Source organism: Hymenobacter rigui (assembly GCF_003944715.1).
Classification (GTDB): Bacteria; Bacteroidota; Bacteroidia; order Cytophagales; family Hymenobacteraceae; genus Hymenobacter; species Hymenobacter rigui.
In genome coordinates this window covers 650,976-663,913 of sequence record NZ_RWIT01000002.1, presented here as the reverse complement: position 1 = coordinate 663,913, position 12,938 = coordinate 650,976, and the positions used below count along the sequence as shown (strand labels likewise).

Annotated in this window: 10 protein-coding genes and 2 pseudogenes; 2 read left to right on the top strand and 10 right to left on the bottom strand. The window is 61.7% G+C overall.

Annotation, left to right across the window (positions count from 1 at the left end):
• Window positions 1-445, top strand: a pseudogene (locus EI291_RS22800) (sigma-54-dependent Fis family transcriptional regulator); the annotation flags it as partial.
• 1,096 nt (window positions 446-1,541) lie between these two features.
• On the opposite strand, the pseudogene EI291_RS23485 reads toward EI291_RS22800, so the two are convergent.
• Both EI291_RS23485 and EI291_RS06995 read right to left on the bottom strand, forming a co-directional pair.
• Window positions 1,542-1,679: pseudogene (locus tag EI291_RS23485) on the bottom strand (hypothetical protein); the annotation flags it as partial.
• A gap of 40 nt (window positions 1,680-1,719) precedes the next feature.
• Complete coding sequence (locus EI291_RS06995) at window positions 1,720-3,534, bottom strand: tetratricopeptide repeat protein (RefSeq protein WP_125419079.1); 1,815 nt, start codon at window positions 3,532-3,534, stop codon at window positions 1,720-1,722.
• A gap of 163 nt (window positions 3,535-3,697) precedes the next feature.
• On the opposite strand from EI291_RS06995, the gene EI291_RS06990 reads away from it, so the two are divergent.
• Window positions 3,698-3,916 carry a PspC domain-containing protein gene (locus EI291_RS06990; protein WP_125419078.1) on the top strand — a complete coding sequence of 73 codons (219 nt, stop codon included), beginning with the start codon at window positions 3,698-3,700 and terminating at the stop codon, window positions 3,914-3,916.
• 186 nt (window positions 3,917-4,102) lie between these two features.
• Here the strand turns inward: EI291_RS06990 and EI291_RS06985 are convergent, their stop codons facing one another.
• The 8 genes from EI291_RS06985 to EI291_RS06950 all read right to left on the bottom strand — a co-directional run bounded on the left by EI291_RS06985 (window position 4,103) and on the right by EI291_RS06950 (window position 12,550).
• Entirely contained in the window at window positions 4,103-5,173 is a 1,071-nt protein-coding gene (locus EI291_RS06985) for a glycosyltransferase family 2 protein (protein WP_240635399.1), read from the bottom strand.
• Complete coding sequence (locus tag EI291_RS06980; RefSeq protein ID WP_125419077.1) at window positions 5,163-5,498, bottom strand: YbaB/EbfC family nucleoid-associated protein; 336 nt, start codon at window positions 5,496-5,498, stop codon at window positions 5,163-5,165. The genes EI291_RS06985 and EI291_RS06980 overlap by 11 nt, the downstream gene beginning before the upstream one ends.
• Window positions 5,499-5,604: 106 nt before the next feature.
• A complete protein-coding gene (locus EI291_RS06975; protein WP_170172542.1) occupies window positions 5,605-7,533 on the bottom strand; it encodes a T9SS type B sorting domain-containing protein in 1,929 nt (642 codons plus the stop codon).
• Window positions 7,534-7,628: 95 nt separating this feature from the next.
• On the bottom strand, window positions 7,629-9,131 hold the full coding sequence (hutH, locus tag EI291_RS06970; protein WP_125419075.1) for a histidine ammonia-lyase: 1,503 nt from the start codon (window positions 9,129-9,131) through the stop codon (window positions 7,629-7,631).
• 134 nt (window positions 9,132-9,265) lie between these two features.
• Window positions 9,266-10,684, bottom strand: coding sequence for a histidine--tRNA ligase (gene hisS / locus EI291_RS06965; RefSeq protein ID WP_125419074.1), 1,419 nt, complete (start codon window positions 10,682-10,684; stop codon window positions 9,266-9,268).
• A gap of 82 nt (window positions 10,685-10,766) precedes the next feature.
• Entirely contained in the window at window positions 10,767-11,135 is a 369-nt protein-coding gene (locus EI291_RS06960; RefSeq protein ID WP_125419073.1) for an STAS domain-containing protein, read from the bottom strand.
• 167 nt (window positions 11,136-11,302) lie between these two features.
• Window positions 11,303-11,953 (bottom strand): TIGR02117 family protein, encoded by a 651-nt coding sequence (locus EI291_RS06955; RefSeq protein WP_125419072.1) that lies wholly within the window; start codon window positions 11,951-11,953, stop codon window positions 11,303-11,305.
• Window positions 11,954-12,085: 132 nt separating this feature from the next.
• Window positions 12,086-12,550, bottom strand: coding sequence for a carboxypeptidase-like regulatory domain-containing protein (locus EI291_RS06950; protein WP_125419071.1), 465 nt, complete (start codon window positions 12,548-12,550; stop codon window positions 12,086-12,088).
• Between the last annotated feature and the right edge of the window lie 388 nt (window positions 12,551-12,938).

Sequence of the window (12,938 nt, the reverse complement as noted above, 5' to 3'; positions counted from 1 at the left end):
CTTGTACTACCGCGTCGTGGGCCTGCCCATCGAGCTGCCCCCGCTGCGCGAGCGGGGCCACGACATTCTGCTGCTGGCCCAGCATTTTCTGCTCGAGTTCTGCCGCGAATATCACCGACCCGTCCCCGCACTCTCGGCCGAAGCTCAGGCTCGGCTGCTGGCCCACAGCTACCCGGGCAACGTACGGGAGCTGAAAACGGTAATGGAACTCGCCGCTGCCCTCTGCAACGGCCAGGAGATAACCCCGCGCGACCTGCTGTTTACGCCCGCACCGGCGGGGGGCACGCTGGGCCTGCTCTCGGAGCAGCGCACCCTGCGCGAATACAGCCGCTATATCATCCGCCACCACCTCGACAAGTACGACCATAACGTGCCACTGGTGGCCCGCAAGCTTGATATTGGCAAATCCACCATCTACAAAATGGTGCAGGACGGTGAATTATAGGTTACGTGTCATATTCTTTATGTCAGCATCTCATTCTAATACTTGTGTAGCTGTTCAACGATAAGATGAACTATTCACGATTTAGCAGATATGACAATCTTGCAAAAAAGTGGTGAGATTAAAGATTTCAAGGTTATAGACCTAATTCCTTTGAGGTGATCTAGCTAAGCCGGCCGCAATTGTGACGTGGTTTGAAGCGGGATTTCAAAGTGGGTGGGCGAGTATTTGCCGAGCGCCGAATGGCAGCGTTCTGCATTGTAGTAGGCGATGTGGTGGCTGATTTCGGGCTTGGCTTCGGCTAGCCCGAAATCAGCCACCACCGTCAAGCAGTTCAGCCTTGAAGCGGCTCCAAAACGGTTTGGCGTGGGCGGTATCGTAGCAGTTGCCGCGCCGGCTCATGCGCTGCAGTGCGCCGTGTCATGTTTGGCAGCGAGGGCTTTGAATCGGAAAGTCATATACTGACTGCCCTGGTTGGAGTGAACGACCAGTCCAGCCGGAGGGCGTTACACCAACAAGGCATGGCACAAGGCTTCGCCGACCAAGTCCTCTGTCATGGCGAAAGCGCACGTCCTAAGTGCCGTTGGAGCGTCACCAAAGCCCACGATTTTCCAACAAGCGGTTGGGCGCAGCGCGCACGGTCGGGTTCGAGTCGGTGGTGTGTGATACGAACGAGTGGGGCTGCTGTGCGCGCAGGCCAACGCTTTGAGCACGCGCCGAATGCGCCAACGGCCTACGTCATGGTCCTAGGCCTGCACTTCAGCCTGGAGCCAGAGCGTACCATAGCGCTTGTGGCGTACTAACGCTTGGCGCACGGCCACTGGTTGGTCCTGCCGCAGACGTCAGGCGTAGTACGCGCTGGGGGCGACGTGCAACACGCGGCAGAGCTGACGCACGGGCACCCGCACTTGGCGCTGGGCGATGTGCCGGAAGGCTTTTTTAAAACTGTCCAGTTCATGAGCCAACTGCTTGATGGCCGCGCGCAGGGCGCGTACCTCCGAATTACGGCCACTTCAATGTTGCCGACCTCGGCTACCACTTGGGCCTGCTGCCAGCGGTAGAGTAGTTCAGGACTGATGCCCAGCTTGCGGGCCGCGGCTTGCGTACTGCGGCTCTCGGATGCCAGGCGCAGGGCTCCGGCCTTAAACGCGTCGTCGTATGTACACTGGGTGTCGGGCGACGGTCCGGTGGTTTTTGCTGCCGTAACAGGAGAAAGATACGTCCTTCTTCTGTCCACTTTGTCTATACTACCTCGGTGTTTGATAGGTCGAGTAGGGCTACCGCAACGACTCCATAAACTGCTTGCCTTTGGCGTATTCCCGGAACTCCAAGTCCTCCACGGCGCGGTTGGCGTAGGTGCGGTCCAGCTGCACGGCGCGGCGCAGGTGCATGGCCATGGCGGGCTCGTTCTGCTGGCGGGCCGCCACCACGGCCAGGCAATAGTAAAGTAGTGGGTCCTGCGGGCGCAGGGCAATGGCCTGGGCATAAATGTCGGCCGCGCCCTGGTAGTTGCCCTTCAGCACGTAGATGAGGGCCCGGTTCATAATGTTCTGGTAGGTTTTGGAGCTGTAGCTGAGGCTGCGCAGGGCGTCATCGAGCTGGCCTACCTCAATTTCCAGGGCCGCTTTATCGGCAAACACTTTGCTGAGCACGGCGCGGGATCCACCCAGTTTGATGGCGTAGTCGTAGTTCTGCAGGGCTTCCAGCCGGTCGCCGGCGCGGTGGTAGGCGCTGCCCACGCGGTAGAACAGCTCGGCGGTGGGGTTGCGGTGGGCGGCCAGCGTGAAGTTCACGGCGGCCCGGCGCAGGTAGGCCCGTTGCACTTTCGGGTTCACCTCTTTCTCGGAGCGCAGCAGCAGCACCACGGCCAGGTTGTGGTAGGCCTGCCAGAGGCCGGTGGTGGCCACGGCCGTTTCGTAGATGCGCTGCTTTTCGGCCAGCAGCGGTGTAAGGTTGGCTGAGTAGCGCAGCTCCTCGGGCGTGAGGGCATCGGCCTCAGTTTGCTTCTCCACAATCTTCTTGGAGAGGAGGTAAATTTCGGAGTCGTAGCGCTTGGGGGCGGAGTAGCGCACGGCCACCGTGCCGAAGCGCATGACGGGGTAGATGTACTGGTCGAGGTAGTCGTAGAAGCTCAGGCGGCGCAGGCCGGCTTCTTTCTGGGCGTAGGTGCCAGGCGTATCGTTGATGAGCAGCACCACCGAGTCAATCTGAGCCGGCTTCAGGGCCGACTGCTGCACCTTGTTCAGAAACAGGTCCCAGCGGCGGTGGTAAGCTTCGGTTTCAAAGTCAATCTGGCTGACCTTGTTCAGGTACGAATCCGTATCGACGCGGTTTTTGTAGTATTTCAGCAGCGCCTGCACGCGCTTGTCGGCCAGGCGCGGGTCGTGGCGGTCCAGCGAGTCGGGCGAGTGGCCGGCCACAATCATCACCTTCTCGGTGTGCTGGTTGGCCTCAATAAAATCTTCCAGTGCCGCTACGTTGGTGCCCAGGTAGTTGCGGATTTCGGCTTTGCCGGCATCAAAGAAAAAGGGCAGCACCCGGGTGCCGCTCATGTTATTGTCGGCGGTTTCAGGCAGCAGCGTAATGGCCGTATCCTGGCGCACCACCAGGCGGCTGGTGGTCACGATGCCGCGGGCCAGCACCAGCTCTTTGCCCTTCACGCGCTTGCCGTTGGGCCTGGTTTCGCGGGCATCGGGCAGGGCCACCAATTCGCCGGGGCTTTTCTGGGGTGCATAGGGGAAAGAAAACTGCTTGCGGATAACCAGTTGGTCCTTCTTCTGCTCGTCGTAGGTGTACTCGCCCGAGATGAACGTGAGGCGGCCCACGGTGTCCTGACGCAGGCCATTCTGGTAGCGGTAGCTCAGGCCCAGGTTGTAGGCCGCGCCCTTGCGCAGGTGGCTGGCGGGCACTTTGGCTGTCACCTCAAACAGCACGTTTTCGCCGTTGCTTTCCAGCACGGTGGGCTGCACCGACAGCTGCTGCCCGGTTTGGGCCTGCTTGAGCACTTTAGACAGGGGCGAACAGCCCGCCAGGCAGGCGGCGGTTCCGGCCAGGGCAATTCCGGTAAGGTAGCGGGAAGCAGAAATGGGCATGGGCAACAGGCAAGCGAGGCGCTAAATTCAGACAACAAACGGAAAAACCTTCGCAACCGACGTATCTTGTTGCGGTTTTGCTGCGTAAGTGCTTGACTACCGCCACTAATTATCGTATGTTGAACCAGGTTAGCCACTCCCGGCAGCTGAATACTCAGATGGTATGAAACGACTAACCGACTTTATCGAAAAGCAGAGCTTTGGCGTGTGCGAGGCCATTGGCAAGCGGGTTGGCTTCTCCTCGGGAAGCGTACGGCTGTCCTTCGTGTACGCGTCGTTCTTCACGTTTGGCTCGCCCATCGTGCTGTACTTCGCCCTGGCTTTCTGGATGAACGTGCGCCGGGCCCTGCGCCAGCAGCGCCGCACGGTGTGGGATTTGTAGTAGCACAAGCTTCAGCTTGTGCCAGGCCTGCTTCCGGGAAGCAGGCTTTTTTGTGTTCGTTGCCTCCCCCCCGGCCCCCTCTCCGGGAGAGAGGGGGAGCCGAATGATTATTTAATATAGATTATCAGTAGTACTCGGCCGTAACTGGCTTCTCCTACCCCGGGGAGGGGCCAAAGGGTAAGGTACTTACGTTAGCTCCCGGGCGTTCAACTCCGAGAATTTCCGCTGGCTGCGCCCGAAATACGCCCACACAATGCTACCCTGGTATACGCCTTGCCGCTCCCGGCTGCGGAGCTTCTGGGGCTGAGACTGCCGGCGCTGCCGCCAGTAGGCGCGGCGGAAAAAGAAGTCGGCATGGGCCCGGAACACGGCCCGGTAGTCGGCGCGCTGGTTTTGCAGGAACAGGCGCACGGCGGCCACCCAATCGAGCAGCACCCGTATCGTGAGCACCCAGGGCAGCTCGGCGGAGTGGGTGTTTTTGTACACCAGGGCCAGGCCGTTGTGGAAGTTGAGGTAGGTTTTGCGCGGGTTGGATTTATGCAGGGTGCCGCCGCCCACGTGAAACACCGCGCAGCCCCCGTGGTACCACACCTGCCAGCCGGCGTTCTGCAGCCGCCAGCACAGGTCGATTTCCTCCATGTGCGCAAAAAACGCCGATTCCAACCCGCCCAGCGCGTGCCAGGCTTCGGCCCGTACCAGCATACACGCACCAGTGGCCCAGGCCACGGGGCGCGGGTCGTCGTACTGGCCGGTATCGGTTTCCAGGGTATCAAAGAGGCGGCCCCGGCAGAACGGGTAGCCCAGCTGGTCGAGGTAGCCGCCGGCGGCCCCGGCGTACTCAAACTGCTGCCGCTCGGCCACGGTGGGGCCAAACTGCCGGATTTTCGGCTGACAGGCGGCAATGCGCGGGTTGCTTTCCAGCAGCTCACGCTGGGGCCGCAGCCAGCCGGGCGTCACCTCCACATCGGAGTTCAGCAATACGTAGTACCGGAACTCCGGCCCCAGCTGCAGCAGGGCCTGGTTGTAGCCCTCACAAAAGCCCAGGTTGCCGGAGTTTTGGATGATGCGCGCCGTTGGGAACTGCTGCTGCACCAAAGCCACGGAGTCGTCGGTGGAGGCGTTATCGGCCACGAATACGGTGGCCCCGTCGGAATGGGCCAGCACGCCGGGCAGGAACTGCTCCAGAAATGTGCGGCCATTCCAGTTCAGAATAACCACTGCCACATCGGCGCAAGGGCCGGCGAAACTAGAGGCCAAAGCCGCCGAGGTCGAGGCCGGGAATGTTGGGGATGAGGCCCGAGGTCTTGCTCTTGATTTCTTCCTTGGCTTTGTCGCCGGCTTCTTCCATTACCTTGTTCACGGCGGCCACTACCAGGTCAGCCAGCATGTCCCGGTCCTGGGGCTGCAGCAGGCTCTCGTCGATTTCCAGCTTCAGCAGGCGGCGCTGGCCGTTGGCCGTGGCCCGCACCAGCCCGCCACCCGATTCGGCGGTAGTAGTAATGTACTGGAGTTGGTCTTGGGCCTGCTTCATTTTCTCCTGAAGCTCTTTCATCTTGCCCATCATGCCCATGATATCAAACATCGGAACGCGGTAGTTAGGGGGTGGAAATGGGCCGCAAGCTACAAGCTTCAGGCCACAAGCGGCGGGCTGCCAATATGGCTTCGGGTGCGACTTGGGGGGCTACCGCTTACTTTATGATGGTAACGGTGCCATGCTGGACCAGGCGTCTGCCCTCCTGGTCGGTGGCTTCGAAGCGCCAGACATACGCGCCGGAGGCTGGTTTCTCGTTGCCGATACGCCCGTCCCAGGTCTGGGTGCGGGTGGTGGCCTGAAATACCTGCTGCCCGTTCCGGTCCATCACTACGAAGCGGAAATTGTCGAGAAAACGGCCTTTTAGCTCCAGCACATCATTCAGCCCGTCGCCGTTGGGGGTGAAGGCCGTGGGCACAAATACCTTCACCTGCCGGGCCACCGAGGCTACGTTGGAGTAGCTGGGGGCCGCCAAACCGCCACCCGTGGCCTCCACGCGGTAGCGCACCACCTGCTGATCCTGGGGTGGCTGCAGGTCGAGAAACGTAAGGCCGTTGGCCACTGGTAAGCTGCGCAGTACGGCATTGGTTGGGGAGAGGGTAAGCAACCGGTAGCTGACAGCGGCTGCCACGTCGGGGCCACGCAGGGCCGTCCAGGTCAGCCGAATGGTGGTACCCTCGTCGTTGGCGGCGCGGGCCTCCAGCAGCACCGGGCACACCGGGGCGCTATCGGTGGAGCGGGTGCCGCAGGCATCCTGGAAACGCACAGCGTAACACAATGGGTCGGCAAGGGAAGGCGTCAGCAGCGAGTCGCGCAAGGTGCGCTGGGGGGTAGTGCGCAGCTCCTGCCCGTTGCGCAGAAACGTGAGCAATCCGCCGCTGGGGTTGCGGGCTAGGGTGGCAGTCAGCTCTACCTGATTGCGTAGGTTGAAGCTGGCCAGCAGGCGCGGGGCCGCCGGGGCCGTGCCGGGACTGGTGGTAATGGCTACCTCATCGGAGATGGAAGTAGTAGTGCCCATGGTTTGCGTGAGGCGGTAGCGGTACACGGTGCCGCAGGTTACGGCCGTATCGGTGTACTGCGTGGAGCCGGCTGGTACGGGCAACGTTACGCTGTTGGTACCATCGGTGCGGGTTAGACTGTAGCCCCCAAGGCCGCCGGAAGTCCAGCTGAGCAGGTTGCGGCCGTTTTGAGTGGTGCCAGTGAGGGCTACCGAGCAAATCACAAACGACGAGGAACTGACCACTGAGGGCTGGCAATTATCCTGGAGCAGCAACCGGTAACAGCCGGGTAGCGGCGCATTGCTGAGCGAGAAGCTGGTCAGGTTGCTGGCAATGGGAGCCACCGTACGGTAACCGCCCGGTGCGGCTCCATCGGCCACCTGTAGGCTGTACTGGTACTCGGGTTGCAACGCGTTAAACTGAAATTGCGCTGTATTGCCCTGCACCGTGAGGCTGCGCAGCGCCGGCCGCTGCGGGGCCGGCAATGGGGTGAACGTGCGGGTAGCGGTGCCGGTACAGATGCCCGTCTGGTTATAGCGGCCGATGACCATTACAGAGGAAGGGCCGCTGGTGGGATAGGTAACCGTGGCATTGCGCAGGGCCGGTACCGGCGCGTCATTGCCAATCTGCACGAAATACTGGTCGTAGTTGGTGTCCGTTACGGTTACCTGCACGAAGCCTGGCGTGCAGGTGGTGAGGCTGAAAGCGGGCAGGGGCGTGCTCTTAACTTCAAAGTTGCGGGAAAAGATGATGCCCTGGCTGCCGCCCTGCGGCCCCTGCGTATTCTGCGTAACCACCAGCACCCCCGGTGCCGTTGGGGTAAAAGTAGTAATGGTGTCCACAAAGCCGGAGCAGGCAATAGCACTGGCCTGCCGGTAATAAATCTGGGCCGGGTCGAGGGATTTGCCGCTACAGTCGCGCAGGCGCACGGGGCGGCCGACGCACAGATAAAACGGCAGTTCCTGACCGGTAATGGCATCATACGCCCGAAAGCACGCCCCCGAATTTGGCGTTGGGGTACACTGCGCCCATATTTCCGGACTCAGAGCGGTCAGCAGTAGTACCAGCAGCAATAATCGGTTCACCATTCTTCTCATAAACGAAGCACCCGCCCAGTTGCGTACCCGGGCGGAGCTAAAGTAGCGAATGAAGTGCTGAAGGCGTACGAATGAGTAATACTCCTTTATGCCCCGAAGGCATACTCCCGCACAAACGCCGCGGCGGCGTGCAAATCCGGATACAGCACCCGGTCCTGGTCTACAAAAGGCACTTTCTCGCGGAAAGCAGCCAGTAGTGCTTCCAGTGGCTCGGAGGTGAGGGCGGGCCGGCGGAATTCCAGGGCCTGGGCGGCATTCAGCAGCTCGATACCCAGCAGCTGCTCCACGTTCTGCACCACGCGCAGGGCTTTGGTGGCGGCGTTGGCCCCCATGCTCACGTGGTCTTCCTGGCCGTTGCTGCTCACCACGCTATCCACCGAGGCGGGGGTGCACAGCTGCTTGTTCTGGCTCACAATGCCGGCGGCCGTGTACTGCGGAATCATCAGCCCGGAGTTTAGGCCCGGCTCGGCTACCAGGAAAGGCGGCAGGCCCCGCTGCCCGCCAATAAGCTGGGTGGTGCGCTGCTGCGAAATGCTGCCCAGCTCGGCCGTGGCAATGGCCAGCATATCCAGGGCCAGGGCCAGCGGCTGGCCGTGGAAGTTGCCGCCGCTCAGAATGGCATCGTCGTCGGGGAAGATGTTGGGGTTGTCGGTTACGGCGTTGCACTCGGTTTCCACCACCTGCTGCACGTAGGCCAAGGCATCGTGGGAGGCCCCGTGCACCTGGGGCATGCACCGGAAGGAGTAGGGGTCCTGCACAGCCTTCTTAGGCTGGGCCTGCAGCTCGGAGCCCGCCAGCAACTCCCGGATGCGCCCGGCCACGGCCAGCTGCCCGGCGTGGGGCCGGATGCGGTGCAAACGCTCATCAAACGGCTCGGCGCGCCCATCAAACGCTTCCAACGACAAGGCCCCGATGTAGTCGGCAGCGCGCAGCAGGTGCTGGGCGCGCAGCAGCCCGTGCACGGCGTAGGCCAGCATAAACTGGGTGCCATTGAGCAGGGCCAAGCCTTCCTTGGCTTCCAGCGTGAGGGGCTGCCAGCTGAACAGGCTCATGGCATCGGCGGCGGCCAAACGGTAGCCCTCGTAGTGTACCTCGCCCAGACCCAGCAGGGGCAGGCACAGGTGGGCCAGCGGGGCCAGGTCGCCGCTGGCCCCCAAAGAGCCCTGCTGATACACTACCGGCAGCATGCCCCGGTTGTAGAAATCGAGCAGGCGCTGCACGGTGCTCACCTGCACGCCGCTGTGGCCATAGCTCAGGCTCTGGGCCTTCAGCAGCAGCATCAGCCGGACCAGCTCAGCTGGTACTTCCTCGCCCGTGCCGCAGGCATGCGACATCATCAGGTTTTGCTGCAGCTGCTGGCGCTGTCCGGCCGGAATGGCTTTGTCGCAGAGAGCCCCGAAACCGGTGTTAATCCCATAGATAACCGCCTCGGGCGTGCGCTCCAGCCGGTTGTGCAGGTACTGGTGGCAAGCGTCGATGCGCTGGCGGGCTTCCGGGCTGAGTACCACGCGGGCCTTGGAGCGGAGTAGATGGCCGAGCGTGGCAAGCGTAAGATGGGCAGAGGGACTAAGCGAGAAATCCTGAGGCATGCGGGTGGAGAAGAGGCGGTGGGTAGAAGAGGGGGCGAAAGGTAGCAGTTTGGGCCCAAGCCGGAATATATACACGCGCAAAGCGCCGAAAACCGAAGCTCCCGGCGCTTTGCGCGTGTGTTGAGGTGGGTCGGCTAGTTTGCCAACTCCGCCAGCGCTTCCTCTAAGGTTACCGTTTGCTCCTGCCCCGTAGCCAGGGTTTTCAGCTTGAACCGGCCGGCGGCGCGCTCCTCGGGGCCCTGAATGAGCACGTAGGGAATGTCTTTGCCATCGGCGTATTTGAACTGCCGGCCCAGCTTACCGGGCTCGGGGTACAGCTCCGAGGCAATACCGGCTTCGCGCAGCCGGCGCAGCACGGGCAGCACCGCCACTTCGCTCTCGGCGTCGAAGTTAGCCAGCAGGCAGCGGGTGGTGGTGGCCACGGCCTCCGGGAATAGCTGCAGCTCCTCCAGGCAGTCGTAGAGCCGATCCACGCCGAACGAGAAGCCCACGCCCGATACGCCCGGCAGTCCGAAGGCCCCGGTGAGGTTGTCGTAGCGGCCGCCGCCCGACACGCTGCCCATGTTCACGTTGTTGATCTTGATTTCGAAGATGCAGCCCGTGTAGTAGCTCAGCCCGCGGGCCAGCGTCACATCGAACTCCAGGTTCTTCCACTTCTCGAAGCCGAAGCCGCGCAGGTAAGTCAGTACCTGCTGCAAATCCTGCAGGCCGCGGTAGCCGTCGGCGTTGTCGGGCTCCACGCCGGCCGTGGCGAAGGCCGCCAGCAGCCGCTCCAGCTTCTCCTCGAAGTCGCCGCCCACGCTCAGCAGGTCGAACAGCCGCTCGGTGGCTGCGGCCGAGAAGCCCCGCTCCAGCAACTCCTTCTCCACGCCCTCACGCCCGATTTTATCGAGCTTGTCGATGGCCGTGAACAGGTCTACTTCGGTGCCTTCGCCGCCCAGGGCTTTGTAAAAAGCTCCCAGCACCCCGCGGTGGTTGATTTTGATGGTGTGGTCGGTGAGGCCCAGGGTGGTGAGCACCTCGCTCATCATCAGCACAATTTCGGCTTCGCACAGCAGGGAGTTGGTGCCCACCACGTCGGCGTCGCATTGGTAAAACTCCCGGTAGCGGCCCCGCTGAGGCCGGTCGGCGCGCCATACCGGCTGAATCTGGTAGCGCTTGAAGGGGAATACCAGCGTGTTGCGGTTCATCACCACGTAGCGGGCGAAGGGCACCGTGAGGTCGTAGCGCAGGCCTTTTTCAGCCACCTTGGGCAGCACGGCCCGGGGGCCGGCCAGCAGGTCTTCGGGGGTAACCTGCTCCTTGATTTTGTCGCCCTTCTGCTTCTTCAGGAAGTTGCCCGAGTTGAGCACTTTGAACAGCAGCTGGTCGCCCTCTTCCCCATATTTACCCGTCAGCACCGACAGGTTTTCAAGGGTTGGCGTTTCCAGCGGCGCGTAGCCGAACTTCTCAAATACGCGGCGGATTACGCCAAAAATATAGTTGCGGCGGGCCACCACGGCCGGGCCAAAGTCGCGGGTACCTTGCGGAATGCTGGGTTGCTGTGCGCTCATCAGAAGGAAAACAGATGCGGAAATACGGCCGCAAAAGTCGGGGTTTCCGGCGGAATTCCGGCGGTCTGGTTTTGCCGGCCGGTCAGGATATGGCCCGGTTGGGGCCCGTCTGGAAGTCTATTTCCTGCATGGCGTCCAGCAGGGAAGGCACCAGCAGGGGCTGCGAGGCCACATCCAGGTACAGAAAGTGGTGCTGATCGGCCTGCGGAACGTGGCACAAAATGAGGCGGCGGTCCTGAGCGTGCAGCATGAAGGCGTAGGCCAGTAGCAGGTCAATGGCCTCGGACGTCAGCGAGTCAATCAGGCTCAGGTCCACCAGAATGGTGTGTTTGTCGCTGCGGCTGGCCCGGTGCAGGGCCCGGGTCAGCTTCACCTCATCGGTAGAAGCCGCATCGGGGGATAAAATCAGCAGAAAGCCGTTCGGAAGGACTTCACGGTGGACATCAAGCATGTTTTCACTGGTTAAGCGGATAGGGCGGAGGATATACTACAGTGAAAACGCCGCGCAAGGTTACGGGTAAATAGTAATTTGACGAGGCCAGGGCTTATTATATTGAAGCCTTCCTAGTTTGTGTTAGGATATTATAAATAGTGACTTGGCTATAAACCACGCAGCGGTTACCGCCGGGCCCCGCGCCGCACCTGAAACAGCACCGGCGCCGCCAACGGCGACTTCAGGGCCGCCCGCAGCCCGGCGCGGCGCAGGCCTTGGTTGGTCCAGTCGTTGCAGGTACGCAGAGCATGGTAGCGGCCCGTACCCCGGAAGAAAAAGTCCTTTGAGGTATAGCCGGCTGGCTGCCGCAGCTGCGGCTGGCCCAGGCTGTCGGGCCGGAAGCCCTGCTGCACGTAGGCGGTGAGGCGGCGGTACTGCTCCGGCGAAATGCGCAGCGGCACCACGTAGCGGCCGGAGTCGGGAGCGGTGCGGTAGAAATTTACGTGCATCAGCGTCCTGGATGGGAAAACCGCCCCGGCAATAGTTGCGGGGCTGGGAAATCTGCCGCCCATCGAGCCCAGGTAAAAGCTCTCATTACCCCAGCCAAACGCCGCATATTGGTAACGCTCAAAATGGCTGGTCAGGTCCGGCTGGTGCAATGCCTGCAGCCAGGCGTGGCCGGTTTGCGGCTCCCGCAGCGGCAGCACCACATCGGTGTGAAAGCCGTTGGACACCACGAAAATCTGCACCCCGCCGGGCGTCTGTCGGAACTGCTTGTTCCGGGGTACCAGCGTGCCGGTCATCAGCAGCAAAACAAAGGCAACGAAGGCGGGCATGGGCAATAGTCAGGCGGTTGCGAAGATACGCACGCCGTTCATCCGTTCGGGGCTTTTCAACACGAAGCCGGGCCTGCGTGCTTTCCTACAGGTAAAGCACGCAGGCCCGACGGGTTATCGGAGCGAAAAAGCTTACGAGCCCACGCGCACGGCAGGGCGGCGGGGCTCCACGGCTGCAACCGGCGTAGCCCGTTTAGCCCAGGCTTGTTTATCGGCGCGGGCTACCAGGGGCATATTCAACGGTACCATTACCACCGTACCCAGGGCGTGCTGTGCTTGGCTGCTGCTCAGGGCAACGGCGGGCCGGATGGCATGGTAGCCCAGCACCGTAGTGCGCACCACGTACCGGCCCAGGGGCAGTCCGGTAGCCCGGAAGCGGCCGTTAGCATCCGTCTCCACCGATTTTACAAAACGGCCATCCGAAGCCCGCAGCACTACCACGTAGGAGTGCGGAATGGGCTCCTGAGTTTGGCCGTCGTACAGGCGGCCCGAAACGGTGCCTTTGGTGGTAGGCCCAGCGGCCAGAGTGGGCTGCGCGGCGGCAGTGGCAAGTAGGGAAATGCCCAGCAGGGCGGCGGAAGCAAAGGAGGTTTTCATGGCAGTAAACAGTAGAAAGTAGGGGCGGTGACTTCCAGGCTGCCGGAACGGCCGCGGCTCCGTTCACGGAAAAGGCAAGAAAAGTCAGGGCGAAAAAAGGAATCTATCGAGCCCAGAGGCGGGCGGCAGAGCCGGGCGCCAGGTGGGGCAGTATCCCGGCTCAGAGCCAGGTGGCATCGGCTATTGCGAGAGTGCTGAGCCGGTGTTGAAGTATGGAATGAAGATGCTAAAAGGTACTATGTAAAGCAAGGTACTTGGTATAAATATTTTCTGCGGTAGATAATTTGTCTGGAGGTGTAGAGGGGAAGGGTAGATAATGACAGTGCTTAGCACATGTCAGCTTGCTAGCTGCTTTTGATAAGGTAGATGCTGTGTAGCTGGGAAGGGA